Below are 26,384 nucleotides of genomic sequence, written 5' to 3' on the forward strand. Positions count from 1 at the left end.
ATTTCCGGTCTGCCTCCACGGTGATTCCAGTTCGCGAAGAACGCGAACGCGGGAATCGCAGGGAGAGGGGACGGAAAACGTGGACGGAGTCATGGCTTCCGACCGACCGCAGGGCGCGGAAGGGCGTCGCGGCGGACCGCTGATCGTGACCGAGGACGAGCAACTCCTCGACGACCTGCTGCGGCTGTGTGCCGCCGCCGGCACCGAACCAGAGGTGTGCCACGGCGTGCCCGAACGACGGGGAGGCTGGGAGAGCGCGCCGCTGATCCTGGTGGGTGACGACGCGGCGCCCCGGCTGGTCGGAGTGGCCCGCAGGCGTGGGGTGCTCCTGGTGGGCCGGGACCAGGACGACCCCGGGGTGTGGCAGACGGCGGTCGAACTCGGCGCGGACCATGTGCTGCGCCTGCCCGACGCCGAGCCGTGGCTCGTCGACCGGATCGCCGACGCAGCCGAAGGAGTGGGGCGCCCCGCCCTGACGGTCGGGGTGGTCGGCGGCCGCGGCGGGGCCGGCGCCTCGACACTGGCCTGCGCCCTCGCGGTGACCGCCGCGCGGGCCGGGAGGCGCACCATGCTCATCGACGGCGATCCGCTCGGCGGTGGCCTCGATGTGCTGCTCGGCGGCGAACAAGCTGACGGACGACGATGGCCGGATTTCGCCTCCTCGCGAGGGCGGGTCGCCGGGGGCGCCCTGGAGGAATCCCTGCCGTGGCTGCACCAGTTGAGGGTGTTGAGCTGGGACCGCGGGGACTCGGTGGTGATCCCGGCAGAGGCGATGCGCGCCGTGCTCGCGGCGGCCCGGCGGCGGGGCGGGGTGGTCGTCGTGGACCTGCCGCGCCGTGTCGACGACGCGGTGGTCGAGGCGCTCGCCCAGCTCGACCTGGGCCTGCTGGTGGTCCCGGCCGAGTTGCGCGCGGTCGCCGCCGCCAATCGGGTCGCCGCCTCGGTCGGAATGGTGCTGCGCGATCTGCGCGCGGTGGTGCGGGGCCCGTACGCGTCCGGGCTCGACGAACAGTGGGTGGCCAACGCCCTGGGACTGCCGCTGGCCGGTGAACTGCCCGTGGAGCCAGGATTGTTGGAGGCCCAGGAGGCAGGTGCCCCGCCGGGCAGCGCACCGCGTGGCCCCCTGGCCAGATTCTGTACGGCCTTCTGGGATCAGGCGCTGACCGGCGGCCTCACCGGGGGAGCGCTGTCATGAGAGGGACACAGAACGCGCGATGGCCTTCCCTCGGTACGGCGACGCCGGGCGATGGCGGACGACCTGACGGCGATCCTGCGCGAGGAGCCGGAGCGCCGTTGCTCGACGCCGTACGGCAACGGCTGGCCGAGAGCGGTGCCGAACCCACGCCGGCCAGGGTCGCGGCGGCCCTGCGTGCCCAGGGCAGGCTGCTCGGCGACGCCGAAGTGCTGGGCGGAGCAGAGGAGTTGAGATGTGAACTGGTGGGGACGGGCCCGCTGGAACCCCTGCTCGCCGACCCCGACGTGACGGACGTCCTGGTCTCCGCGCCCGACCGGGTGTGGGTGGACCGGGGCGGCGGGCTCGAACTGACCGGGGTCCGCTTCGCCGACGCGGTGGCGGTGCGCCGACTGGCCCAGCGTCTGGCGGCGGTGGCGGGGCGCCGGCTCGATGACGCCCGGCCCTGGGTGGATGCCCGGCTGCCGGACGGGACCCGGATGCATGCCGTACTGGACCCGGTCGCCGTCGGGTCGGCCTGTCTCTCGCTGCGGGTGGTGCGGCCCAGGGCGTTCTCGCTGGCCGAACTCGCCGCGGCCGGGACGGTGCCGCCGGGCGGGGAGGGGCTGCTGCGGGCGCTGATCGAAGCGCGGGTGTCGTTCCTGGTCAGCGGCGGCACCGGCACGGGCAAAACCACCCTCCTCTCCACCTTGCTCGGCCTCGTGGGAGAGGAGGAACGGATCGTACTGGCTGAAGACTCCGCCGAGTTGAGGCCCGACCATCCCCATGTGGTGCGCCTCGAATCGCGGCCCGCCAACCAGGAGGGCGCGGGTCTGGTGACCCTTCGGGACCTGGTGCGCCAGGCACTGCGTATGCGGCCGGACCGCCTGGTCGTGGGCGAGGTGCGGGGCGCAGAGGTGACCGACCTGCTGGGTGCTCTGAATACGGGCCATGAGGGAGGTTCAGGGACGGTTCATGCCAATTCGGCATCCGACGTGCCCGCCCGTCTCGAAGCGCTGGGCACGGCGGCCGGGCTCGACCGGGCCGCGCTGCACAGCCAGTTGGCGGCCGCGCTGTCGGTGGTGGTCCACCTCGTACGCGACCGGGCGGGGCAGCGCCGGATCGCCGAGGTGCGCGTCCTGGAGCGCGATGCGGCGGGCCTGGTCAGGACGGTGCCGGCGCTGCGCTGGGGCGAGGCGGGGTTTGAGCGCGACTCGGGCTGGGAGCGGCTGCGGGCACTGATCGGGGGCGCGTGGTGACGGGTCTGCCGATGGGGCTGCCCGCCTGGGCGGCGATGTGCGCCGGGGCCGCGGCATGGATGTGGACGGGCCAGGACCAGGGGCTGCGGCGGGCCCGGCTGATCTTCGCGGGCGCCACGGGTGCCGGGGATGGAGCCACTACCCATGGTGGCTCCGGGTTCGGGACGCCGTCCCTGAGGCGGTGGATCGAGCGGGCGCGGAGCCGGGCACGTCCGCGCCTGGAGTGGCTGTGTCTGCCGCTGGGGCTGGTGCTCGCCGTCCTGGGCGGGTCGGTGCTTCCGTTTGTCGCCGGGGCCGTCGCGGTGCCGCTGGTGGGACGGAGACTCCGTGCCCGGGAGCGTGAGCGGGCCAGGGCGCGGCGGGCCGACGAGGTGATCACCTGGTGTGCCGCGGTGGCCGGAGAGCTGCGGGCGGGCCGCCAGCCCGGCCGGGCGCTGATCCTGGCCGCCCGGGACACGACGGCGTTGGGCGCCGCGACGGCGCCGGTGGTCGCGGCCGCGACGTTCGGCGGCGATGTGCCGGGCGCGCTGCGCGAGGCGGCCAAGGAGCCGGGCGCCGAGGGGCTCGCCGGGGTCGCCGCGTGCTGGCAGGTCGCGGTGGACGGCGGGGCGGGGCTCGCCTCCGGGCTGGAGCGCCTGGAGGGCGCGTTACGGGCCGAGCGGGAGCAACAGGAGTCCCTGCGCTCGGAGTTGGCCGGACCGCGCACCACGGTACTGCTGCTCGCGCTCCTGCCGGCCCTGGGGCTGGTCCTCGGTACGGCGATGGGCGCGGGCCCGCTGCGGGTGCTGCTGCACAGCGCCGCAGGCTTCGGATGCCTGCTGGTGGCCGGGGTCCTGGAGGCCGCCGGGGTGTGGTGGGCCGCCCGGATCGTACGGACGGGGGAGGGGCGATGAGCCAGTTCGGGCCGGACGTCGTCCACAGGCTGGGGGCGGTGGTGGCGGCGGCCGCCTTTGCCCTGTGGGTGGCTCTGGCGGTGGCACGGCGCGGGGAGGAACGCAGGGTGCGGCGCCGGATGGCCGCGCTGCTGGCTCTTGACGCGATGACCCCGCCCTCGCGTCGGCACTGGAACCCACGCTGGGCGGCACGGGCGAGGCCGTGGGCCGCACCGCTGGGAGCGCTGGCCGCCTGCTACGTGCTGGTCGGCGGGGTCGCGGGCGTGCTGGTCGGCCTGGCGGCGGCGTACGGGACCCGGGCGTGGGAGCGCCGACGCCGGGCCCAGGGGGACGGCGCCGAGTCGGCGCGGGCCGCGGCACGCGAACTGCCCCTCGCAGCGGACCTGTTGGCCGCTTGCCTGGCGGCCGGTGCCGACCCGCGCGAGGCGGCGGGAGCGGTCGGAGCCTCACTTCCTGGGCCCGTCGGAGCCCGGCTCGGCAAGGTGGCGGCCGAGCTGCGCATGGGAGGCGAACCGGCCGACGCGTGGGGGAGGTTGGGGGTGCTGCCGGGGGCGTCGGAGCTGGCCCGTTGCCTGGAGCGGGCCGCCTCGTCCGGGGCCCCTGCGGCGGGCCCGGTGGCACGGGTGGCCGAGCGCTGTCGCGCCGACCGAACCCGACAGGCCTCGGCGCGGGCCAGACGCGCGGGCGTACTGATCACCGGCCCCCTGGGCCTCTGCTTCCTGCCGGCCTTCCTGGCGGCGGGGGTCGCCCCGGTGGTGATCGGGCTTGCGGGCGGGTTGCTCAGACGCTGAGAGAGGCACGCGCCAGGCGCAACGCGCACCATGCCCAGCAGGTGACCCGCAACGTATGCGGCCTGCAACGCGCGAGGCCGCAACGCACGCACCATGCGCACCACGCCCAGCAGGTGCCCAGCAAGGCATGCGGCCCGCAACGCGCGATGCCGCAACGCATGCGGCCCACAACGCACGCGCCAGGCGCACCACGCGCGCCCCGCAACGTATGCGCCCTTCAATGCACGCGCCCCGCAATGGGCATATCGCTCAACTCGCACATAACTCACTCGCACATCACTCAATAGACGTATCGATCAAGGGAGTTGAAGGCCATGAACGCGATCATGAACCGACCGGCGGAGGCAACGAAGCGGCGGATGCGGCTCTGGAGGCTGGCGCTGCGGCGCAGGATCCGGGGTGATGCCGGGATGTCGACGTCCGAGTACGCCGTGGGAACACTCGCCGCGTGCGCCTTCGCCGCGATCCTGTACAAGGTCGTCACCAGCGACGGGGTGGTCACGGCGCTGACCCAGCTGATCAACAAGGCGCTCGATGTGCAGTTCTGAGCGCGCCGCGCGGTGGCGGCGCGACCGGGGCTTCGTGACGGCCGAGACGGCGGTGGCGATCCCCGCCCTGGTGGGGTTCGCGCTGGTGCTGCTCTGGGCGCTGATGGCTGCCTCCGCCGAGATCCGGTGTGTGGACGCGGCCAGGGCCGGGGCCCGTGCGGTGGCCCGCTCCGAGCCGGAGTCCGTCGCGATGGCGGCGGCCCGGTCGGCGGCGCCGAAGGGGGCCACGGTCACGGTGCGGAGGGCCGGGGAGCTGTGGCGGGTCCGGGTGGAGTCCGCGACCCCGGGCCCGCGTCACCTGGCCCTGACACTGAGCGCGGAAGCGGCGGCCCTGGCCGAGGACACGGTGGGGGAGGCCCTGTGAGGGGACGGAAGGGAGGCGCTGCGCGCCGGTGGGCGGCGAGCCGGCGCACGCCAATCCGGTGGGCAGCGAGCCGAGGCATGCCAATCCGCCGGTGGAACCCGAGCCGCTGGATGCCCGGACGGTGGGCGTCGAACCGACGCATGCCGACCCAGGGGCCCGCGAACCGACGCCCGCCGACCCGATGGAGGCTGAACTGGTCCGTAAACGCGGCCAGTTGTGGCGATCGCGGCTCCGCCACCGTGCTGGTGGCGCTCACCGCCGCCACGATGTGCGCGGTCTTCGCCGCGGTGCTGTGCCTCGGCCAGGCGGTGGCGGCCCGGCACCGGGCCGGCGGGGCCGCCGACCTGGCCGCCCTCGCGGCGGCCGACCGGGCCCTGTGGGGCGCGTCGGATGCCTGTGCCAAGGCCGCAGAGGTGGCCACGGCCCAGGGGGCGCGGATGGTGCGCTGTTCAGTGACCGGGGAGATCGCGGACGTACGGGTGCGGGCGAGGTTCGGCCCGTACGCGCCCAGTGTCAGGGCCCGGGCGGGGCCGCCTCCGGGTCTGCCGGGACTCCCCGCAGCAGTTCCGTGAGGAGGCGGACGGCGCCCCGCTTGTGCAGGGGGTCGTTGCCGTTGCCGCACTTGGGCGACTGGATGCAGGACGGGCAGCCGCCCTCGCACTCGCAGGACGCGATCGCCTCGCGGGTCGCGGTGAGCCAGCGTGCCGCGGTGTGGAAGGCGCGCTCGGCGAATCCGGCGCCGCCCGGGTTGCCGTCGTACACGAAGACCGTCGGCAGCAGGGTGTCCGGGTGGAGCGGGACGGAGACGCCACCGATGTCCCAGCGGTCGCAGGTGGCGAAGAGCGGGAGCATCCCGATGGAGGCGTGCTCGGCGGCGTGCAGGGCGCCGCCGAGGATCTCCGGGTTGACGCGGGCGGCGTCGAGCTGGTCCTCGGTGACCGTCCACCACACGGCCTTGGTGCGCAGGGTGCGGGGCGGCAGATCGAGTTTGGTCTCGCCGAGCACCTCCCCGGTGATCAGTTTGCGGCGCAGAAAGGAGACGACCTGGTTGGTGACCTCGACGGAGCCGTAGCAGAGGCGGCCGGCTCCCCACGGAATCTCGGTGTCGGTGGCGAGTATGGAGATGGAGGTGGTGTCCCTGGCGACGGTCGAATAGGGCGGGCTGGCCTCTTCGACGAGGGCGGCGGAGTCCTCCAGGTCCAGGTGCTTCACCAGGTACGTACGGCCCTGGTGGAGGTGGACGGCGCCGTCGTGGACGGCGGTGTGGGCGGCGGACGCGTCGACCGTGCCGAGCAGCCGTCCCGTCGAGGCCTCGACGACCTGGACCGGGCGGCCGCCACCGCCCCGGATGTCGGTGAGGTCGGCGGCCCGCTCGCGGCGGGTCCAGAACCATCCGTTGCTGCGGCGCCGGAGCAGCCCGGCCCGCTCCAGCTGCGGCATGAGGTCGGGGCTCGCGGGCCCGAACAGTTCCAGGTCGGCCTCGGTGAGCGGGAGTTCGGCGGCCGCCGCGCAGAGATGGGGAGCCAGGACGTACGGATTGTCCGGGTCGAGCACGGTGGACTCGACGGGCTGCTGGAACAGCGCCTCGGGGTGGTGGACGAGGTAGGTGTCCAGCGGGTCGTCGCGGGCGATCAGGACGGCCAGGGCGCCCTCGCCCGAGCGACCGGCCCGGCCGGCCTGCTGCCACAGCGAGGCGCGGGTGCCGGGGTAGCCCGCGATCAGGACGGCGTCGAGGCCGGAGACGTCGATGCCGAGTTCCAGGGCGGTGGTGGCGGCGAGCCCCAGGAGCTCGCCGGAGTGCAGGGCCTGCTCCAGGGCTCGGCGTTCCTCGGGCAGGTAGCCCCCTCGGTAGGCCGCGACACGCCGGGCGAGGGTTCGGTCGACCTCGTAAAGGCGCTCCTGGGCGATGACCGAGATCAGCTCGGCGCCGCGCCGGGAGCGGACGAAGGCGACCGTGCGGACGCCCTGCACGGCCAGATCGGTGAGGAGGTCGGCGGTTTCGGCGATGGCGGTGCGGCGCACGGGGGCGCCCTTCTCGCCGGGCAGGTCGGTGAGCGGGGGCTCCCACAGCGCGAAGACCAGTTCGCCGCGCGGGGAGGCGTCGTCGGCGACCTCGACGACGGGCAGGCCGGTCAGGCGTCCCGCGGCGACGGCCGGCTCGGCGGCCGTGGCCGAGGCGAGCAGGAAGACCGGGTCGGCGCCGTAGCGGGCGCACAGGCGCCGCAGCCGCCGAAGGACCTGGGCGACATGGGAGCCGAAGACGCCCCGGTAGGTGTGGCACTCGTCGATGACGACATAGCGCAGGGAGCGCAGGAAGGAGGACCACCTGGGGTGGGAGGGCAGGATGCCCAGGTGCAGCATGTCCGGATTGGTGAGGACGTAGTTGGCGTACTGGCGCACCCACTCGCGTTCCTCGACCGGGGTGTCGCCGTCGTACACGGCGGGCCGGATCGCGTTGCCCAGCGGGGCCGTGAGGGCCTTCACGGAGCGGCGCTGGTCGGCGGCGAGGGCCTTGGTGGGGGCGAGGTAGAGGGCGGTCGCGCCGCGCCCGTTCGGGGCCTCGGAGCCGTCCAGGAGGGTGCTGAGGACGGGCGCCAGGTAGGCCAGCGACTTGCCGGATGCGGTGCCGGTGGCGATCACCACCGACTCGCCGTTCAGGGCGTGCTCGGCGGCGGTGGCCTGGTGGGCCCAGGGATGCTCCACGCCGGCGGCCTGGATGGCGTTGATCACTTCCGGACGGATGAGGTGCGGCCAGACTGCATGACGGCCCTCACGTGGGGGCAAGTGCTCCGTATGAGTGATGCGCGCAGCCCGGCCTGCCCCCGTGGCGAGCCGGTCGAGGACCGTGCCGGGGTCGGGTCGTTCACCCGTGCTGTCGGCGGGTGTTCTGGGGCGGTGATTCCTGGCCATCGGCACCGAGTGTGTCACTGGCGTAGCGGACAATGGTCCCAAGGCGTCGTGCATGGCTGCTGGTAAGTGATTGAATGCCATCGCGGCTGGCGATCCGTTCTCTGGCTCCGCCGGGGAGACTCAGGGGGCGGCCGCTCGATAGCAAGGTGCTGGAGGATCCGTGGACCTGTCCCTGTCGACTCGCAATGTGTCCGGCCCTGGTGGCGACCGTACGGTCGTCGAGGTCGGTGGCGAGATTGATGTGTATACCGCGCCCAAGCTGCGCGAGCAGTTGGTCGAGTTGGTGAACGACGGCAGCTACCACCTGGTTGTCGACATGGAGGGCGTGGACTTCCTCGACTCCACCGGCCTGGGTGTGCTTGTCGGCGGGCTCAAGCGCGTGCGCGCGCATGAGGGCTCGTTGCGCCTGGTCTGCAACCAGGAGCGCATTTTGAAGATCTTCCGGATCACGGGGCTCACCAAGGTGTTCCCGATCCACGGCTCGGTCGACGAGGCAGTCAACGCGACCGACTGACGGCGGCCGTCCTTCGACGGCTCCGGAGGAAGGACAGGGGCGCCGGGCGGCACTGTGGCCCGGGGCCCCTGAGATGTTCGCCCGTACGTTCGAGGGGGATCGCCAATGGCCACCGTTGAACTCCGTTTCAGTGCCCAGCCCGAGCACGTCAGGACGGCTCGTCTCGTGGCGGCCGCCGTGGCGCGCCGGGCCGGGGTCGACGAGGCAGTGCTCGACGAGGTCAGACTCGCCGTCGGTGAGGCGTGCAGCCGTGCTGTCGGGCTGCACCGCTCGCACGGCGTCGATGCCCCCGTTCACGTCGTCCTGACCGAGGAGGAGAAGCTGTTCTCCATCGAGGTCGGTGACGCGGTGCCGGGTTCGGGCGGCGGCGCCGCGGCGGTGCCGGGCGTGCGCGGTTCGGCGCCCGAGGGCGACCTCGATGACGGCGCGGAGGACGAAATGGGCCTCGCCGTCATCAGCGGGCTTGTGGACGATGTGGAGGTCACCTCCGGCGACGTCGGCGGTGTCATCCGGATGACCTGGCCGACCACACCGGCCACGACGCTTCCCTGATCCACTTCTTTTTGATATTGAGACGGGCCCTGCTGAGCAGGGCCTTTTTCATTTCTTGATCCAAAATTTCTGGCTCACGTCTAGATCGTCGATCACGCGTCAATGCTTTTGCCCCATTACCGCTTTCGGGGGCTCTTTCGTGACCGGATCTCTCTCTGATGAGCCAACGAAGGTCAATTCCATTTGCGGCGCCCTGTTTTGATCGTGTCCCGCTACCTACAATCCGTCCACATCTTGAGCTCTGAGCGTCAAGGAGGACGAATGGCGGGGCTCTTCAACCCAACGGAACTCGACCACCCCACATCCCTGGCTGCCGCGGTCCTGACCGACGGCAACCGGCTGATCGTGATCGTCATCGCGGCTGTCGCGCTGGCGGCCCTGATCGTCGCGCAATTGCTGGTGCGCCAGGTCCTCGCCGCGGGCGAGGGCACCGATTCGATGAAGAAGATCGCGGCAGCCGTACAGGAAGGCGCCAATGCCTATCTGACCCGGCAGCTTCGCACCCTCGGCATCTTTGCCGTCGTGGTGTTCTTCCTGCTGTTCCTGCTGCCGTCCGACAACTGGTCGCAGCGCGTAGGCCGTTCCGTGTTCTTCCTGATCGGCGCCGTCTTCTCGGCGACGACGGGATACGTCGGGATGCGTCTCGCCGTGCGCGCGAATGTGCGTGTCGCGGCGGCCGCCCGAGAGGCGACTCCCGCCGAAGGCGAACCCCAAAAAGATCTCACCACGGTCTCCCACAAGGCGATGAAGATCGCTTTCCGCACGGGTGGCGTCGTCGGCATGTTCACGGTGGGCCTCGGCCTGCTCGGTGCCTCCGTCGTCGTGCTCGTGTACGCGGCCGACGCGCCCAAGGTCCTGGAGGGCTTCGGGCTCGGGGCCGCGCTGATCGCGATGTTCATGCGTGTCGGCGGCGGCATCTTCACCAAGGCCGCCGACGTCGGCGCCGACCTGGTCGGCAAGGTCGAGCAGGGCATCCCCGAGGACGACCCGCGCAACGCCGCCACCATCGCGGACAACGTGGGCGACAACGTCGGCGACTGCGCCGGCATGGCAGCCGACCTGTTCGAGTCCTACGCCGTGACCCTGGTCGCGGCGCTGATCCTCGGCAAGGCGGCGTTCGGCGACTCGGGCCTCGCCTTCCCGCTGATCGTCCCGGCGATCGGCGTGGTCACCGCGATGATCGGTATCTTCGCGGTCGCCCCGCGGCGCGCCGACCGCAGCGGAATGTCGGCCATCAACCGCGGCTTCTTCATCTCGGCGGTGATCTCGCTGGCCATGGTGGCCGTCGCGGTCTTCGTCTATCTGCCGTCCACCTACGCCCAGTTGAACGGCGTCACGGACGAGGTGATCAAGACGCATGACGGCAACCCGCGGATCCTCGCTCTGGTCGCCGTCGCCATCGGCATCGTCCTCGCGGCGCTGATCCAGCAGCTGACGGGGTACTTCACCGAGACGACCCGGCGCCCCGTCAAGGACATCGGCAGGTCCTCGCTCACCGGGGCCGCCACCGTCGTCCTGGCCGGTATCTCCATCGGCCTCGAATCGGCCGTCTACACCGCCCTGTTGATCGGTCTCGGCGTGTACGGGGCCTTCCTGCTCGGCGGTACCTCGGTCATGCTCGCGCTGTTCGCGGTGGCCCTGGCCGGCACCGGCCTGCTGACCACCGTCGGCGTGATCGTCGCCATGGACACCTTCGGCCCGGTCTCCGACAACGCCCAGGGCATCGCGGAGATGTCCGGCGACGTCACGGGAGCGGGCGCCCAGGTGCTCACCGACCTGGACGCCGTGGGCAACACCACCAAGGCCATCACCAAGGGCATCGCCATCGCCACGGCCGTCCTCGCGGCCTCGGCGCTCTACGGCTCCTTCAAGGACGCCATCGGGACGGCCGTCAACGACGTCCACGCCAAGGCCGGCGAACTGACCTTGAGCATGGACATCTCACAGCCCAACAACCTGGTCGGGCTGATGCTGGGCGCGGCGGTCGTGTTCCTCTTCTCGGGGCTCGCGATCAACGCCGTGTCCCGCTCCGCGGGGGCCGTGGTCTTCGAGGTGCGGCGGCAGTTCCGCGAACACCCCGGGATCATGGACTACACCGAGCAGCCGGAATACGGGCGAGTCGTCGACATCTGTACGAAGGACGCGCTGCGCGAACTGGCCACCCCCGGCCTGCTCGCGGTGCTCGCGCCCATCGCGGTCGGCTTCACGCTCGGCGTCGGCGCGCTCGGCTCGTACCTGGCCGGTGCGATCGGCACCGGGACCCTGATGGCGGTGTTCCTCGCCAACTCGGGCGGTGCTTGGGACAACGCCAAGAAGCTGGTCGAGGACGGCCACTTCGGCGGCAAGGGCAGTGACGCCCATGCCGCCACCGTCATCGGCGACACCGTCGGCGACCCCTTCAAGGACACGGCGGGCCCCGCGATCAACCCGCTGCTCAAGGTGATGAACCTGGTGGCGCTCCTGATCGCGCCGGCCATCGTCAAGTTCAGCTACGGCGACGACGCGAACCCGGCCGTCCGCGGGATCGTGGCGGGGCTCGCGATCCTGGTCATCATCGGCGCGGTGTACGTGTCGAAGCGGCGCAGCGTGGCCGTGGGTGACGAAGGCACCAACGAGCGGGTGGCGAAGCCGGCGGACCCGGCGGTGGTTTCGTAACCGTCAACAACCAAAGGGCGGGCGGGCGGTGGGGTTTGACACACCGTCCGCCCGTTTCGCTTGGTGCAAATGGCTGCAATAGGGGGCAGATCACACGGACGGCAAGCGATTGTCGCCCACTTGGCGTGTATGTTCCGGGGCCGAGAGCCTTGGAAGGGACCAAACCGGTGAACAAGAAGCTTGCGGCCGCACTGTCCGGCGGTGCGGTACTGATCCTGACGCTGTCGGGCTGCAGCGACGACTCCAGCAAGAAGGTCGACGATTGGGCGAAGACCTTCTGCAACACGGCCCAGCCCCAGTTCAAGAAGATCACCGACGCCAACGCCGCGATCCAGGCGCAGACGCGAGACGACAGCAAGCCGGCCGAGGTGCAGAAGACCGACTCGGCCGCCTTCCAGCAGATCTCGGACGCCTACAAGGCGCTGGGCGCAGCCGTCGACAAGGCCGGTGCTCCGCCGGTCAAGGACGGCGCCACCACCCAGCAGGAGGCCGTCAAGGAGCTGAACGCCTCCTCCGTGGCGTACGGGAACCTCAAGAAGAAGGTCGACGCGCTCAACGCCGGGGACCAGGCGGCGTTCGCCAAGGGCCTGGAGGACATCGCGACCGAGCTCGGCAAGATCAGCTCGACGGGTGACGCGTCCCTGAAGAAGCTGGAGTCCGGCGACGTCGGCAAGGCCATGCAGAAGCAGCCCGGCTGCCAGAAGCAGACGCCCTCTTCCCCCGCGCCCTCGGGCTCGGGTGCGGGCGCGCCGGCCGACAAGTCGGCCTCGCCCTCGGGTTCCGCCTCGCCCTCGGGTTCCGCCTCGCCTTCCGGTTCCGCGTCGCCCTCGGCCGCGCAGAGCGCCAAGTCGTAACCTCCGCGCGCCATCGACCGCGGCCCGGCTCCCTCGTGGGGGCCGGGCCGCGGCCGTGAGGGGGATTGTCAGAGGCAGCGGCGACAATGGCGGGGTGAGTACGACCAGTCTTCCCGCGCCCGGTCACGCAGCCCGCCTGCGCGACGCCCTGCTCGCCGCCGCCTTCACCGCCGACGGCCTGCTCGACCTGCTCGGCGCCCCCGCGTACGCGGCGCTGGCCCGCAGCGAGACCGTCCCCGCCCTGCGCGCCACCCGCGGGCGGACCCCGCTCGACACCCTGGTGCGGCTCTTCCTGCTCCAGCGGCCCGTCGGGTACGAGAGCGCCCGCGCGGCCCTGCCGCTCGACGAGGCCCTCGCGGACGGCTGGGTGGTCCGAGCGGGCGACGAGGTGCGGGCCACGGTCGACGTCCGGCCCTACGGCGGTCCCGAGGGGCAGGACTGGTTCATCGTCTCCGACCTGGGCTGCGCGGTGGGCGGCGCCGGCGGGGCGAGCGGGCGGGACGAGGCCATGGTGCTCGGCGTCGGAGGCGCCTCCACGACGCTGGCCGGCCTCACGGTCCGGGTGCCCGCGGGCTCGGCCCTCGACCTCGGCACCGGCTCCGGCATCCAGGCGTTGCACGCCGCACAGCACGCGACCAGGGTCACCGCCACCGACCTGAACCCGCGCGCCCTCGACTTCACCCGGCTCACCCTCGCCGTGTCGGGCGCGCCGGAGGCCGAGCTGCGGACGGGCTCGCTGTACGAGCCGGTCGGCGAGGAGACCTACGACCTCATCGTCTCCAACCCGCCCTTCGTGATCTCGCCCGGCGCCCGGCTGACCTACCGCGACGGCGGGATGGGCGGGGACGATCTGTGCCGCACGCTCGTTCAGCAGGCGGGTGAGCGGCTCAACCCCGGCGGATACGCCCAGTTCCTGGCCAACTGGCAGCACGTCGAGGGCGAGGAGTGGCAGGACCGGCTGCGCTCCTGGGTCCCGCGCGGCTGCGACGCCTGGATCGTGCAGCGCGAGGTCCAGGACATCACCCAGTACGCCGAGTTGTGGCTGCGCGACGCCGGGGACCACCAGAGCGACCCGGCGCGCTACGCGGAGCGCTATGAGGCATGGCTGGACGAGTTCGAGGCGCGCAAGACGAAGGCGGTCGGCTTCGGTTGGATCACCCTGCGCCGCACCGACAGCGACCGGCCGTCCATCGTGGCGGAGGAGTGGCCGCACCCGGTCGAGCAGCCGCTCGGCGACACCGTGCGGGCGTACTTCGAGCGGCAGGACTATCTGCGCCGCCACGATGACGCGGCGCTGCTCGCCGACCGGTTCCGCCTCGCCGAAGAGGTCGTGCAGGAGCAGGTGGGGCTGCCGGGCGCCGACGACCCGGAGCATGTGGTGCTCCGTCAGAACCGAGGCATGCGCCGGGCCACCAAGGTCGACACGGTGGGCGCCGGTTTCGCCGGCGTCTGCGACGGCGAGCTGTCGGCGGGCCGGATCCTGGACGCGATCGCCCAGTTGATCGACGAGGACCCGGTACTGCTGCGCGACCGCACCCCCGAATCCATCCGACTCCTGGTGGAGCAGGGCTTCCTGGAGCCGGTGGCCGAGTAGGGGGCACGAATGGGAGGGCGTCGGGGAGGGAAGTTGGCCGCCCGACGGACTGGGTGAGGACGAAGTCCCGGCGGGGGCACGGACATTCGGGCCCCCGGTCCGGGCCCGGGGTCCGGGTCCGGGGGCACGCCGGGCCCGGGCCCGCTGGGAAGGGGGATCTGGCTGAAATGTGCATGATCGGGTGACCGTTCACCCGGCGTTCGCCGCGATGCGGCCCGGGTTCTGCCCGGGGGTGGCGTGCGGTGTCCAGGATCGTGTTCATGAACGCACTGGGAGGGACCGAGACGGGGCCGGCCGTCTTCGCGGGGGCGGTGTTCGTGCTGTTCGGAGGCGCTCTGCTGCTGTGGACGGCGTCCTGTGTGTGCCGCCGCATCCCGGTCGCCCACGGCGCCTCGCCGGTTCCGGCGGCGGTGCTCGCGAGCCTCTCCGGTGTGGCATTCCTTTTGCTCGGCGTCTGGTGCTTCGCCCGGATCTAGCCCGAAAGGGGATGAAACGCTTTTCGGAAGGCTTCGGGACGGTCCGGGCGGCAGGATCGCGGTAAGTCGGGTTACCGTTCGAGTGGCCGCTGCGGCCTTTTGCTGTTTGACACGGGGGCGGGTTGTACCGTCACACTCCGCAGCGTCACGTACTGACACCCGAGTGCCGACCGGAGAGAAGAGCGAAGTTGTCCCCGACCAGCGAGACCGCAAAGGGCGGCCGCCGACTCGTCATCGTCGAGTCTCCTGCCAAGGCGAAGACGATCAAGGGCTACCTCGGCCCCGGTTATGTCGTCGAGGCGAGCGTCGGGCACATCCGCGACCTGCCGAACGGCGCCGCCGAGGTGCCCGACAAGTACACCGGCGAGGTGCGCCGGCTCGGCGTGGATGTCGAACACGACTTCCAGCCGATCTATGTCGTCAACGCCGACAAGAAGGCCCAGGTCAAGAAGCTCAAGGAGCTTCTGGCCGAGTCCGACGAACTCTTCCTCGCCACCGATGAGGACCGCGAGGGCGAAGCCATCGCGTGGCACTTGCAGGAAGTCCTGAAGCCCAAGGTCCCGGTCCACCGGATGGTCTTCCACGAGATCACCAAGGACGCCATCCGGGATGCCGTCGCCAACCCGCGCGAGCTCAACCAGCGCATGGTCGACGCCCAGGAGACCCGGCGCATCCTCGACCGCCTCTACGGCTACGAGGTCTCGCCGGTCCTGTGGAAGAAGGTCATGCCGCGGCTGTCCGCCGGGCGCGTCCAGTCGGTGGCCACCCGTCTCGTCGTGGAGCGGGAACGCGAACGCATCGCGTTTCGTTCTGCTGAGTACTGGGACCTGACCGGCACGTTCTCCACCGGTCGGACGGGCGACGCCTCCGACCCGTCCACGCTGGTGGCACGGCTGAACACGGTCGACGGCCGGCGCGTCGCGCAGGGCCGTGACTTCGGCCCCGACGGACAACTCAAGAGTGACGTCCTGCACCTGGACGAGGCGAACGCGCGGTCCCTGGCCGCCGCTCTCGCCGACTCCTCCTTCGCGGTGCGCTCGGTGGAGTCCAAGCCCTACCGCCGCTCGCCGTACGCCCCGTTCCGTACGACCACGCTTCAGCAGGAGGCCTCGCGCAAGCTGGGCTTCGGCGCCAAGGCGACCATGCAGGTCGCCCAGAAGCTGTACGAGAACGGCTTCATCACCTATATGCGTACGGACTCCACGACGCTGTCCGACACGGCCATCTCGGCCGCCCGGGCGCAGGTGACGCAGCTGTACGGCGCCAACTACCTGCCGGACAAGCCCCGCACCTACGCGGGGAAGGTCAAGAACGCGCAGGAGGCGCACGAGGCGATCCGTCCTTCGGGTGATCGTTTCCGCACTCCCGCCGAGACCGGCCTGACCGGCGACCAGTTCCGGCTCTACGAGCTGATCTGGAAGCGGACCGTCGCCTCCCAGATGAAGGACGCGGTCGGCAACTCGGTGACCGTGAAGATCGCGGGCCGGGCGAGTGACGGCCGCCAGGCCGAGTTCACCGCGTCCGGCAAGACGATCACCTTCCACGGCTTCATGAAGGCCTATGTCGAAGGCGCCGACGACCCGAACGCCGAGCTCGACGACCGTGAGCGCCGACTGCCGCAGGTGACCGAGGGCGACGCCCTGTCGTCCGAGGAGATCTCGGTGGACGGCCACGCGACCAAGCCGCCGGCCCGCTACACCGAGGCCTCGCTGGTCAAGGAGCTGGAAGAGCGCGAGATCGGGCGTCCCTCGACGTACGCCTCGATCATCGGCACGATCCTGGACCGCGGGTATGTGTTCAAGAAGGGCACGGCGCTCGTCCCGTCGTTCCTGAGCTTCGCCGTGGTCAACCTCCTGGAGAAGCACTTCGGCCGGCTCGTCGACTACGACTTCACCGCCAAGATGGAGGACGACCTCGACCGCATCGCGCGGGGCGAGGCCCAGTCGGTGCCGTGGCTGAAGCGTTTCTACTTCGGCGAGGGCGACGCGGCGACGGCCGGTACCGCCTCCGCCGCCGGCAACGGCGACGGGGACCACCTGGGCGGGCTCAAGGAGCTCGTCACCGACCTCGGCGCGATCGACGCCCGCGAGATCTCCTCGTTCCCGGTCGGCGAGGGAATCGTCCTGCGCGTCGGCCGCTACGGCCCGTACGTCGAGCGCGGCGAGAAGGACTCCGAGGGCCACCAGCGCGCGGACGTCCAGGACGACCTGGCGCCCGACGAGCTGACGGTCGAGTACGCGGAGGAACTGCTCGCCAAGCCGAGCGGCGACTTCGAGCTGGGCGCGGATCCGGTGAGCGGCAACCAGATCGTCGCCAAGGACGGTCGCTACGGCCCGTACGTCACCGAGATCCTGCCCGAGGGCACCCCGAAGACCGGCAAGAACGCGGTCAAGCCGCGCACCGCCTCGCTCTTCAAGTCGATGGCCCTGGACACGGTCACTCTGGACGACGCCCTCAAGCTGATGTCGCTGCCCCGCGTGGTCGGCGTCGACGCCGAGGGTGTCGAGATCACCGCGCAGAACGGCCGCTACGGGCCGTATCTGAAGAAGGGCACCGACTCGCGCTCCCTGGAGACCGAGGACCAGCTCTTCTCGATCACGCTCGACGAGGCGCTGGCGATCTACGCCCAGCCCAAGCAGCGTGGCCGCGCCGCCGCCAAGCCGCCGCTCAAGGAGCTCGGTGTCGACCCGGTCAGCGAGAAGCCGGTCGTGGTGAAGGACGGCCGCTTCGGCCCGTACGTCACCGACGGCGAGACCAACGCGACGCTCAGGACCGGCGACAGCGTCGAGGAGATCACCCCGGAGCGGGGCTTCGAGCTGCTCGCCGAGAAGCGCGCCAAGGGACCGGCCAAGAAGACGGCGAAGAAGGCCCCGGCCAAGAAGGCCACCGCGAAGAAGGCACCCGCCAAGAAGACGGCGGCGAAGAAGACGACGACGGCGTCCAAGACGGCCGCCGCGAAGAAGGCACCCGCGAAGAAGACCGCGGCCAAGAAGGCCACGGCCGCGGAGTAGACCGCGGGCTGGACCGATGGTGGGCGGGGGGTCGGGGCAGCTGCCCCCGGCCCCCCGTTTCGCGTCGAGCCCCGGTGGAGCCCGAGTCACGTGGTCCGCCCATATGTTCGGGCACCCCCTCAAGGACCGGCACGCTCCGGATAGGCTGGGCGGATGACGCGAGGAGCCGAGCATCCCCCAAGCTCCCAAGGAGCAGTGGGTACCCCCACGGACGTGCACCCCACCTCCGACGCCCTGACCGCAGACTCACGAGAGCGCGCCGTACGCGCCCTGCTGCGCATCCCGCCACTGCGACGATTGTGGAGCGCCCAACTCGTCGGCGGGATCGGCGACGCCCTCGCCGTACTCGTCACGCTGCTGCTGGCGTTGCAAGCCGCCGTGGAGCAGCAGTCGTTCGGGGGTGGATACCGGGGCGCCGCGTTCGCCGTCGCCGCGGTGCTCGCCGCCCGGGCGTTCGCGACGGTGCTCTTCGGCGCCGCGCTGCTCGGCCCGGTCTCCGCGCTCACCGCGCCGGGCGGCCCGCTCGACCGGCGCTGGACGATGGTCGGCGCCGACGGCGTACGGGCCGCGCTGCTGATCGTCGCCCCCCTGTGGATCGACTGGACCCCGCGCCACGCACTGCTCCTGATCCTGATCACCGCTTTCCTGGCGGGTGTCGCCGAACGGTTCTGGACGGTCGCCAAGGACAGCGCCGCCCCCGCGCTGCTGCCCGCGCCTCCTTTGGAAGGCGCCGCCGTCCGGCCGCTGCCGGACCACCTCGGCGCCCTGCGCAGGCTCTCGCTGCGGACGACCTTCGTCGCGATCCCGCTGGGCGCGGCCGCGTTGCTCGTCGCGGCCCTCATCAGCAACCTGCTGGGAACCGGCATCGACTGGTTCAAGCTCCACCAGGCCGCGCTGGGCTCGTACCTCGCCGCCGGCCTCTTCGCCGCGTCGATCTCCGTGGTCGCGCTGCTCGAACTGCCGGGCACCCAGACGCCGCGCGCGCGTTCGCCGCTGGAGGGCCTGCGCAGGCCCCGCAGCGGCAACGGCCCCGACACGGGCCGCACCGGAGCGGTCCCGCTGCTGGTGCTCGCCTGCGCGTCGGTCGCCGCCGCCATCGCCGCGGCCGCCTCCGTCGCCGTGCTGCACGCCGTGGACCTGGGCGGTGGCCCGGCCGCGTTGGCGCTTCTCGTCCTCGCTCTGACCGGTGGCACGGTGCTCGGCATCCGTACCGCCGCCAAGATCCTTCCGGTGCTGTCCCGGCGCCGTCTGCTCTCTCTGGCGATCGCCGTCACCGGCATCGCGCTGCTCGCCCTCGGCCTCGTGCCGGACCTCGCGACCGTGCTGTTCATCGCGCTCGTCGCGGGCGTCTGCGCCGGTGTCGCCGCCAACACCGGGCACGTCCTGATCGACCAGGAGACCGAGGAATACCGCAGGGCCCGCACCGCCGAGCACCTCCAGGCGGTCGTACGGGTCGCGATAGGGCTCGGCGCCATCGTCGCGCCCCTGCTCGCCGCGGCCATCGGCAGCCACCGGGTCGAGTCGGGATCGTTCGTGTTCGCGCACGGCGGCGCCGGATTCACCCTGATGCTGGTCGGCGCGCTCCTGCTGCCCCTGGCCGCCGTGGTGCTCGCCAAGGCCGACGACCGCCAGGGAGTGCCCCTGCGGCGCGACCTGGCCGACGCGGTGCGGGGCGCCGACCCCGTGCAGGCACCGGCCGCCACCGGCTTCTTCATCGCCCTTGAGGGCGGCGACGGGGCCGGCAAGTCCACGCAGGCCGAGGCGCTCGCCGAATGGATCCGCGCCAAGGGCCACGAGGTCGTCGTCACGCGAGAGCCCGGCGCCACACCGGTGGGCAAGCGGCTGCGGTCGATCCTGCTGGACGTGTCCTCGGCCGGCCTGTCCAACCGCGCCGAGGCGCTGCTGTACGCGGCCGACCGCGCCGAGCACGTCGACTCGCTGGTGCGGCCCGCTCTGGAACGCGGCGCGATCGTCATCTCGGACCGCTACATCGACTCGTCCGTGGCCTACCAGGGGGCCGGTCGTGATCTGTCTCCGACCGAAATTGCCCGCATCAACCGGTGGGCGACGGGCGGACTCGTACCGCATCTGACCGTTCTGCTCGATGTTTCGCCCGAAACGGCCCGCGAGCGCTTTACGGAGGCGCCGGACCGGCTCGAGTCGGAGCCGCCGGAGTTCCACGGGCGGGTCAGGTCCGGGTTCCTCACGCTGGCCGCCGCCGACCCCGGGCGCTACCTGGTGGTCGACGCGGGCCAGGAGCCGGAGGCCGTCACCACCGTCGTACGCCACCGGCTCGACCAGATGCTGCCGCTCTCCGAGGCCGAGGTCAGGGCCCAGGAGGAGGCGCGCAGGAAGGCCGAGGAAGAGGCCAGGAAGCGCGCGGAGGAAGAGGCCGCGCGCAAGGCCGAGGAGGAGCGCCTGGAGCGCGAGCGCCAGGAACAGCTCGCCAAGCTCCGTGCCGAGGAGGAAGAGCGCAAGCGGCGCGAGCTCGAAGAGGCGCGCCGCCGCGAGGAGGAGCGCCAGGCGGAGGAGGCCCGGCGACGGGCCGAGGAGGCCAGGCGGCTCGCCGAGGAGGAGCGGGTCCGGCGCGAGGCCGAGGAGAAGGCGCGCGCGGCCGAGCAGGAACGCCTGCGCAAGCAGGCGGAGGAGGAGTCCCGGCTGCGGGCCGAGGCGGAGGCGCGCCGCCTGGAGAAGCAGCGCAAGGCCGAGGAGGCCTTGCTGCGCGCCGAGCAGGCCCGCCGGCTCGCGGAGGCCGCGGCCGCTGCCGCCGCCGAGGAGGCGGCAGCCAAGCAGGCCGGTGCGGCCGCCGCGAACGCGGCCGGGGCGGTGGGTGCGGCCGGGACGTCCGGTCCCTCGCGCGCGACCGGCTCGGGCGGGGCGTCCGGGGCCGCTGGTGCGGCTCGATCCGGGCGGGCCGAGCCGTCGGCCCGTTCCGGGCGGTCGGACCGCCCGGAACCCACGGACAGGCTCGCGGGTTCCTCCGGCGCCGCTGACGTCTCGGAGTCGGAGATCACCGTTCCGACCCCGGTGGTCAGCCCGAACGAAGTGACCCAGCAGGTCCCGGTGGCCGAGCCCAACGAGATCACCCAGCCGGTTCCGGTGCCCGAACCGGATGCGCGGGCCGGGCGGGCCTCCGACGCCGAGGAGACGACGGTTCTGCCGTCGGTGCCCGACGCGGGACACGACGCGGGGCGCGAGGCGCGGGCCGCCGACGAGACGGCGGTCCTGCCTCCGGTACGCGGCGCCGATCCCTCGGACCGCGTGCCGCCGGGCCTCTTCCGCGACGAGCGCGGCCCGGGCGGTTCCGTGGACGGGGGCAACGAGCGCACCCGCGAACTGCCCCAGATCGACCCGGCGACGGGCCAGGAGCGGTCGCGCCGACGCTCGGACTGGGCGGAGGAGACCCCGCTGGACGACCTGCCGACGCTGGCCGACGAACTCCTCGGCTCGCACGACGACGAGGACGACACCCCCCGGGGCGGCCGCCGCAAGCGCTGACCCCCGGAAACTCGTGGTGGCCCCCCAGGGGTACTCGTGCTGGTACGCAGATGGAATTGCGTGCCAGCACGATCGTTTCGGGGCCCGGGATTTTCTAGAGTTGCAGTGCCGCAGGGCGTGCGGTTGCCGCCGACCGCACGGGCACTTGCCGGCGACCCACCCCGACCTGCGGGGGATTTGCCCGCCGACGTCCGTTGTCAGTGGGGTGGCGCACAATGGGGCGCAGCAGCGACCGGATCGATGAGGGGACGGAGGGGCAGTAGATGGCCGTTTGGGACGACCTGGTGGGCCAGGATCGGTTGCAGGAGCAGCTGGCTGCCGCCGCCCGGGATGCCGATGCGCTGGTCACCGCCGAGCGTGCCGGCGAGCCGCGCCCCGAGGCGTCGAAGATGACGCACGCCTGGCTGTTCACCGGCCCCCCCGGCTCGGGCGGTCCCACCGCGGCCCGGGCGTTCGCGGCGGCCCTCCAGTGCGTCAGCCCGGACCGCGCGCTGGGCGGCGCGCCGGGCTGCGGTTTCTGCGACGGCTGCCATACGGCGCTGATCGGTACGCACGCCGATGTCACGGTGATCACGACCGAGGGCCTCACCGTGGGCGTCAAGCAGACCCGGGAACTCGTGCGGGGCGCCCAGATGTCGCCGTCCGGCGGCCGCTGGCAGGTCATCATCATCGAAGACGCCGACCGGTTCACCGAGCAGGCGGCCAACGCCGTCCTCAAGGCCGTGGAGGAGCCCGCCCCCCGTACGGTGTGGCTGCTGTGCGCGCCGTCCCTGGAGGACGTGCTCCCCACCATCAAGTCCCGCTGCCGCCACCTCACCCTGCGCACCCCGCCGGTCGAGGCGGTCGCCGACGTGCTGATCCGTCGCGACGGCGTCGAGCCCGAGGTCGCCTACGCGGCGGCTCGCGCAACCCAGGGCCACATCGGCCGGGCCCGCCGCCTGGCCACCGACTCGGCCGCCCGGGCCCGGCGGGCCGCGGTCCTGAAGGTGCCGCTGCGCGTGGACGACGTGGGCGGCTGCCTCAAGGCCGCGCAGGAGCTCGTCGACACCGCCGCCGAGGACGCCAAGCAGATGGCCGAAGAGGTCGACGTCAAGGAGACGGAGGAGCTCAAGGCCGCGATGGGAGGCGTCGCCGGAGGCCGCATGCCGCGCGGTACCGCCGGAGTGATGAAGGAGCTGGAGGACAAGCAGAAGCGCCGCAAGACCCGCACGCAGCGCGACAGCCTGGACCTGGCCCTGAGCGAGCTGACGGGCTTCTACCGCGATGTCCTCGCCCTGCAACTGCGCACCAGGGTGCCCATCGCCAACGAGGACGTACGGGACGCGGTGGAGCGGGTCGCCCGGGCATCCGGGCCCGAGCGAACCCTGCGCCGGATCGAGTCGATCCTGGCCTGCCGCGAGGCCCTGGACCGCAATGTGGCCCCGCTGCTCGCGGTGGAGTCGATGACGCTGGCCCTACGAGCGGGCTGAGGCGGGACGAAGGGGGACGGGGGACAGGAGGCACGGGGGCGAGCAGGCCGAGCGCCGGTGGCCGCGTCGGCGGTGGCTCGACAACCCCGGAACTGTCAGGGGCAGGCGGCCGAGGTTGACCGGATCACCCGTACGAGCCGCACCGCCGCGCACCACGTACATCGCGTCACCGGCCGGATACGCTCCGCAGATGGACTCAAGGCGCCTGCTCCGTACTTCAGCCATCGCCGCCGCGACGGCCGGCCTGCTCATCTCCGGCTGCTCGTCGGGCAGTTCGTCCACGTCCGCGACCGCCTCCGCGCACGACGCCACGAAGGCTGGCCCGGGAGACACCCCGTCGTCCGAGGCCCTCGCTCCGTACTACACGCAGAAGCTGAGCTGGCGGGCGTGCGGTGTGGCCAAGTTCGAGTGCGCCACGATGAAGGCGCCGCTCGACTACGCGAAACCCGCCGGCCCCTCGATCAACCTGGCCGTGGCCCGGGTCAAGGCGACCGGGCCGGGCAAGCGGATCGGATCGCTCCAGGTCAACCCGGGCGGGCCGGGCGGCTCGGCGGTCGGCTACCTCCAGTCGTACGCGGGCATCGGGTACCCCGCACCGGTGCGGGCGCGCTACGACATGGTGGCTGTGGACCCGCGCGGGGTGGCGCGCAGCGAACCCGTCGAATGCCTGACGGGCAAGCAGATGGACGCGTACACGCAGGTCGACCAGACCCCCGACGACGCGGCCGAACAGGCGGCGCTGGCCCAGGCGTTCAAGGATTTCGCGAAGGGCTGCGAGGCCAAGTCGGGCAAGGTCCTGCCGCATGTCTCCACCGTCGAGGCGGCCCGTGACATGGACGTGCTCAGGGCGGTCCTCGGCGACAGCAAGCTGTACTACGTAGGCGCCTCGTACGGCACGTTCCTCGGGGCGACGTACGCCGAGCTCTTCCCGTCCCGCACCGGGCGGCTCGTCCTCGACGGCGCGATGGACCCGGCCCTGTCGTCCCTGAACATGAACCGCGACCAGACCGCGGGCTTCGAGACCGCCTTCCAGTCCTTCGCCGCGAACTGCATCAAGCAGAAGGACTGCCCGCTGGGCGCCGACTCCGTCGCGGACGCGTCGGACCGGCTGCGGAAGTTCTTCAAGACCACGGATGCCAAGCCCATCCCCACCGGTCAGAGCCGCCCGCTCGGCGAGGCCCTCGCCACCACGGGAGTGATCGCCGCGATGTACGACGAGAGCGCGTGGCCCGAACTGCGCACCGCCCTGTCCCGCGCGATGAGCGGCGACGGCGCGGGCCTGCTGACGCTGGCGGACTCGTACTACGAGCGGGACGCGAGCGGCAAGTACGCGAATTTGATGTTCGCCAACGCCGCCGTGAACTGCCTGGACCTGCCGCCGTCCTTCACCGGCCCCACCGAGGTGACGGCGGCGCTGCCCGGCTTCGAACAGGCCTCGCCGGTGTTCGGCGACGGCTTCGCCTGGTCCAGCCTCAATTGCGCGTACTGGCCGGTCAAGGCCACGGGAGCCCCGCACCGCATCGAGGCCAAGGGCGCCGCCCCGATCCTGGTGGTCGGCACCACCCGCGACCCCGCGACGCCTTACAAGTGGGCCCAGTCACTCGCCGCCCAGCTCTCCTCCGGCACCCTCCTCACCTACGAGGGCGACGGCCACACCGCGTACGGCCGCGGCAGTGACTGCATCGACACCGCGATCAACACCTATCTCCTCGACGGCACCCCGCCGGCCAAGGGAAAGCGCTGCTCGTAGCCCTCGCGGCCCCCACCCCGACCATGGTCGGGACCACTCCAGAAACTGTGTAGACTTGGCGACGCTGCTGCTCGCACCATGGTGCGCAGGGCGGTGCCGCCTTAGCTCAGTTGGCCAGAGCAACGCACTCGTAATGCGTAGGTCTCGGGTTCGAATCCCGAAGGCGGCTCTGTAGAAGCCCCAGGACTCACTCGCCGTGACCTGGGGCTTTTGCTTTGTTCGGGATCTCGCCCGTCGGCGTCTTGCGCGGCCACCCTGTGTGATCGGTCTCAGTTCTGGTCTCGGTCCGGTCCGGTCCGGTCCGGTCCGGCCCGGCCCGGCCCGGACCGGGGCCATGCGGGCCAGGCGGGCTACGCGTGTCAGGTATGCCCGGCGCCCAGGCATCAAGGCCTCCTCCTTCCGGCGCGTCGCCTCTCGGGCCGGGCCCGCCCCTTCGGCACCGTCGTCCGCGTGCCCCTTCCGCAACGGCGATCCGAAATGCTCTCGGATGACCCGCGGTCGGCAGTCCGGGTGGCCGAGACCGGTCCCCTTCCTCCGGGTCGGTTCGGGGAGCGTCGCCGATGAACGGGTCACCCCGTACGGGTCCGATACTTGTTTGCCGCTTCGGGATCCGGGACGATGTGGCTGGGGCGAATCGTCCTGCGGCGGCGGGGGTGTTGGGTGAGGATGGCCGCGGCGAGTGGGGGCGGTTGAATCATTCCTCAACGAATTTCGCAAGCGGGTTCTCCGTCGCCGAACGACAAGCCCCCTACCGCGGTACCGACACTTCGGTCGAAGACCTCGACGCCAAGCTCCGCACGCACACCGACGGCCGGAACGCCCTTGTCCACCCCTTCACTTGGAGCAGGACAGCGGACGACCTCCGCAAGCAGGCCAACCAAGCAGGCCAACCAAGCAGGCCAACCATTCGAAGGGCTCAGGCGCGGAGCACCGGTCAACGGCAACTCGATTAAGACCAGCATGATCATGCAACCCTAGAGAAGGCGGCTACCCATGAAAATTCGAGACCTGCACGATGAATTCACCGCGGACCGCGCCGCCGCCGAGCGTGCCTACTACGGCAAATACCTCACTCTTGAGGGAGTCTCGATCCGCACGGGTGAAAGCCAATACGGTACGCCGGTGGTGGACGTGTCGGACGTCCCCGGCGGCCCCCACCTCGCCATCTTCGTGCTGCCGTTCGACCACCGGATCAAGGAGTCGTTCCGGCTCGTACGAAGCGTCCCCCTGGGCGTCAACGTCACCGTCAGGGGGGAATGCCGGGTCTTCAGCGAGGACGGAACCGTGCTGGTCATCAAGGAGTGCGAAATCCTTTCCCCGTGAGTCGCTTTTGACCCCGGAATTCGACCTCTGGATTCGCCCGGAAACATCTGCGGTCGTGCCGGTGGCCCAGTAGGGGTGCAGGCTGAACTCGGCTGCGCGTATGGCCAGTTGCTCACCGCCGGGGCACGTGTGGGGGCGGCTACGTAGGGGTGTGGGCGTCCAAGGGCCGTCTGAGGTACGGGCGTTGGTCGATGCGCGGTACCTGACCCGGCGGTGGCTGTCCTGCTCGGCCGGGACGGCCATCGCCCCGAGGGTGTCTCGGGGCCGCCGGGCGCAGGACCCCCGACGCGCACCACGAGGCCGTCCCCCCCCTTGCCCCGCCACCGCCTGGACGCGCACGACCGAACGCGCCAGGCGGCTCCGCGCGCGACGGCGTGCCGGACGCCGGGAGCCAGGACCCGAGAAGCGAGCCCGGGAAGCGAGCCCGGGAAGCGAGCCCGGGAAGCGAGCCCGGGAAGCCGGACCGAGAAGCCGGACCGGGAAGCAGGACCGAGAAGCCGGACCGGGAACCGAAGGCCGATGGCCGGATCCGGATGCCGCGCACCGCCGACCTCCCCCGCCTGCCCCGGCGCAAAGCGTCCCAGAGCCGACCCTGGCCGGAGGGGGCCCAGCTCGCGGCCGGCCCGCCGGCCTGGCTGCCGGGGCTCGGCCTGGACGCGCCCGACCGGCGCCGGAACCCAAACTCCCACGGGATGCCCCCAATCGGAGTTGCGCAATCCGGCCTCCGACCGGCGCCGCAGTCGGACCTCCGG

General features: G+C 71.9%; 19 protein-coding genes and 1 tRNA gene. 19 read left to right on the forward strand and 1 reads right to left on the reverse strand.

Annotated features, from left to right (window positions below; genetic code table 11):
- Nucleotides 1-91: 91 nt before the first annotated feature.
- From ssd to N4G70_RS23200, 7 genes are all read left to right on the forward strand, one after another.
- A complete protein-coding gene (gene ssd / locus N4G70_RS23170; protein WP_261714610.1) occupies nt 92-1,195 on the forward strand; it encodes a septum site-determining protein Ssd in 1,104 nt (367 codons plus the stop codon).
- On the forward strand, nt 1,192-2,430 hold the full coding sequence (locus N4G70_RS23175; protein ID WP_261714611.1) for a TadA family conjugal transfer-associated ATPase: 1,239 nt from the start codon (nt 1,192-1,194) through the stop codon (nt 2,428-2,430). The genes ssd and N4G70_RS23175 overlap by 4 nt, the downstream gene beginning before the upstream one ends.
- Before the next feature lie 11 nt (nt 2,431-2,441).
- The gene (locus N4G70_RS23180) at nt 2,442-3,323 is read left to right on the forward strand and encodes a type II secretion system F family protein (RefSeq protein WP_261714673.1); all 882 of its coding nucleotides are present in this window, start codon (nt 2,442-2,444) and stop codon (nt 3,321-3,323) included.
- Nucleotides 3,320-4,114 carry a type II secretion system F family protein gene (locus tag N4G70_RS23185; protein ID WP_261714612.1) on the forward strand — a complete coding sequence of 265 codons (795 nt, stop codon included), beginning with the start codon at nt 3,320-3,322 and terminating at the stop codon, nt 4,112-4,114. Before N4G70_RS23180 ends, N4G70_RS23185 begins: the two co-directional genes overlap by 4 nt.
- Nucleotides 4,115-4,440: 326 nt before the next feature.
- Nucleotides 4,441-4,662, forward strand: a complete 222-nt coding sequence (locus N4G70_RS23190; RefSeq protein ID WP_388723234.1) for a DUF4244 domain-containing protein — start codon at nt 4,441-4,443, stop codon at nt 4,660-4,662.
- On the forward strand, nt 4,649-5,026 hold the full coding sequence (locus N4G70_RS23195) for a TadE family type IV pilus minor pilin (protein ID WP_261714613.1): 378 nt from the start codon (nt 4,649-4,651) through the stop codon (nt 5,024-5,026). Before N4G70_RS23190 ends, N4G70_RS23195 begins: the two co-directional genes overlap by 14 nt.
- Nucleotides 5,027-5,166: 140 nt before the next feature.
- Entirely contained in the window at nt 5,167-5,598 is a 432-nt protein-coding gene (locus tag N4G70_RS23200; protein WP_399036513.1) for an Rv3654c family TadE-like protein, read from the forward strand.
- Here N4G70_RS23200 and N4G70_RS23205 read toward each other — a convergent pair.
- On the reverse strand, nt 5,540-8,017 hold the full coding sequence (locus N4G70_RS23205; RefSeq protein WP_261714615.1) for a DEAD/DEAH box helicase: 2,478 nt from the start codon (nt 8,015-8,017) through the stop codon (nt 5,540-5,542). The genes N4G70_RS23200 and N4G70_RS23205 overlap by 59 nt on opposite strands.
- Nucleotides 8,018-8,096: 79 nt before the next feature.
- On the opposite strand from N4G70_RS23205, the gene N4G70_RS23210 reads away from it, so the two are divergent.
- The 12 genes from N4G70_RS23210 (at nt 8,097) to N4G70_RS23265 (ending at nt 25,632) form a co-directional block, all read left to right on the forward strand.
- A complete protein-coding gene (locus N4G70_RS23210; protein WP_053728100.1) occupies nt 8,097-8,450 on the forward strand; it encodes an STAS domain-containing protein in 354 nt (117 codons plus the stop codon).
- A 105-nt stretch (nt 8,451-8,555) separates the two neighbouring features.
- A complete protein-coding gene (locus N4G70_RS23215; protein WP_261714616.1) occupies nt 8,556-9,002 on the forward strand; it encodes an ATP-binding protein in 447 nt (148 codons plus the stop codon).
- Between the two features lie 261 nt (nt 9,003-9,263).
- Nucleotides 9,264-11,657 (forward strand): sodium-translocating pyrophosphatase, encoded by a 2,394-nt coding sequence (locus N4G70_RS23220; protein ID WP_261714617.1) that lies wholly within the window; start codon nt 9,264-9,266, stop codon nt 11,655-11,657.
- 167 nt (nt 11,658-11,824) lie between these two features.
- Complete coding sequence (locus N4G70_RS23225) at nt 11,825-12,511, forward strand: small secreted protein (RefSeq protein WP_261714618.1); 687 nt, start codon at nt 11,825-11,827, stop codon at nt 12,509-12,511.
- Between the two features lie 94 nt (nt 12,512-12,605).
- Nucleotides 12,606-14,105, forward strand: coding sequence for a class I SAM-dependent methyltransferase (locus N4G70_RS23230; protein ID WP_261714619.1), 1,500 nt, complete (start codon nt 12,606-12,608; stop codon nt 14,103-14,105).
- A 260-nt stretch (nt 14,106-14,365) separates the two neighbouring features.
- Nucleotides 14,366-14,581: a hypothetical protein gene (locus N4G70_RS23235; RefSeq protein ID WP_261714620.1), complete on the forward strand. Its 216-nt coding sequence runs from the start codon at nt 14,366-14,368 to the stop codon at nt 14,579-14,581.
- A gap of 188 nt (nt 14,582-14,769) precedes the next feature.
- Nucleotides 14,770-17,592: a type I DNA topoisomerase gene (topA, locus tag N4G70_RS23240; RefSeq protein ID WP_261714621.1), complete on the forward strand. Its 2,823-nt coding sequence runs from the start codon at nt 14,770-14,772 to the stop codon at nt 17,590-17,592.
- Nucleotides 17,593-17,745: 153 nt separating this feature from the next.
- Nucleotides 17,746-21,090 (forward strand): dTMP kinase, encoded by a 3,345-nt coding sequence (gene tmk, locus N4G70_RS23245; protein WP_261714622.1) that lies wholly within the window; start codon nt 17,746-17,748, stop codon nt 21,088-21,090.
- 263 nt (nt 21,091-21,353) lie between these two features.
- Nucleotides 21,354-22,559, forward strand: coding sequence for a DNA polymerase III subunit delta' (locus tag N4G70_RS23250; protein WP_261714623.1), 1,206 nt, complete (start codon nt 21,354-21,356; stop codon nt 22,557-22,559).
- Nucleotides 22,560-22,749: 190 nt separating this feature from the next.
- Nucleotides 22,750-24,309, forward strand: coding sequence for an alpha/beta hydrolase (locus tag N4G70_RS23255; RefSeq protein WP_261714624.1), 1,560 nt, complete (start codon nt 22,750-22,752; stop codon nt 24,307-24,309).
- Nucleotides 24,310-24,404: 95 nt separating this feature from the next.
- Nucleotides 24,405-24,478 (forward strand) — tRNA-Thr (locus tag N4G70_RS23260).
- Nucleotides 24,479-25,302: 824 nt separating this feature from the next.
- Complete coding sequence (locus N4G70_RS23265; protein ID WP_261714625.1) at nt 25,303-25,632, forward strand: OB-fold putative lipoprotein; 330 nt, start codon at nt 25,303-25,305, stop codon at nt 25,630-25,632.
- Nucleotides 25,633-26,384 lie beyond the last annotated feature (752 nt).

It is taken from the genome of Streptomyces sp. ASQP_92, from assembly GCF_025399895.1.
Lineage (GTDB): Bacteria > Actinomycetota > Actinomycetes > Streptomycetales > Streptomycetaceae > Streptomyces.

Bases quoted from the DNA above. Each gene is read 5' to 3' on its own strand.
- ssd (WP_261714610.1), top strand. From the start codon at position 92: ATGGCTTCCGACCGACCGCAGGGCGCGGAAGGGCGTCGCGGCGGACCG.
- N4G70_RS23175 (WP_261714611.1), top strand. From the start codon at position 1,192: ATGAGAGGGACACAGAACGCGCGATGGCCTTCCCTCGGTACGGCGACG.
- N4G70_RS23180 (WP_261714673.1), top strand. From the start codon at position 2,442: ATGGGGCTGCCCGCCTGGGCGGCGATGTGCGCCGGGGCCGCGGCATGG.
- N4G70_RS23185 (WP_261714612.1), top strand. From the start codon at position 3,320: ATGAGCCAGTTCGGGCCGGACGTCGTCCACAGGCTGGGGGCGGTGGTG.
- N4G70_RS23190 (WP_388723234.1), top strand. From the start codon at position 4,441: ATGAACCGACCGGCGGAGGCAACGAAGCGGCGGATGCGGCTCTGGAGG.
- N4G70_RS23195 (WP_261714613.1), top strand. From the start codon at position 4,649: ATGTGCAGTTCTGAGCGCGCCGCGCGGTGGCGGCGCGACCGGGGCTTC.
- N4G70_RS23200 (WP_399036513.1), top strand. From the start codon at position 5,167: ATGCCGACCCAGGGGCCCGCGAACCGACGCCCGCCGACCCGATGGAGG.
- N4G70_RS23205 (WP_261714615.1), bottom strand. From the start codon at position 8,017: ATGGCATTCAATCACTTACCAGCAGCCATGCACGACGCCTTGGGACCA.
- N4G70_RS23215 (WP_261714616.1), top strand. From the start codon at position 8,556: ATGGCCACCGTTGAACTCCGTTTCAGTGCCCAGCCCGAGCACGTCAGG.
- N4G70_RS23220 (WP_261714617.1), top strand. From the start codon at position 9,264: ATGGCGGGGCTCTTCAACCCAACGGAACTCGACCACCCCACATCCCTG.
- N4G70_RS23235 (WP_261714620.1), top strand. From the start codon at position 14,366: ATGAACGCACTGGGAGGGACCGAGACGGGGCCGGCCGTCTTCGCGGGG.
- tmk (WP_261714622.1), top strand. From the start codon at position 17,746: ATGACGCGAGGAGCCGAGCATCCCCCAAGCTCCCAAGGAGCAGTGGGT.
- N4G70_RS23250 (WP_261714623.1), top strand. From the start codon at position 21,354: ATGGCCGTTTGGGACGACCTGGTGGGCCAGGATCGGTTGCAGGAGCAG.
- N4G70_RS23255 (WP_261714624.1), top strand. From the start codon at position 22,750: ATGGACTCAAGGCGCCTGCTCCGTACTTCAGCCATCGCCGCCGCGACG.
- N4G70_RS23265 (WP_261714625.1), top strand. From the start codon at position 25,303: ATGAAAATTCGAGACCTGCACGATGAATTCACCGCGGACCGCGCCGCC.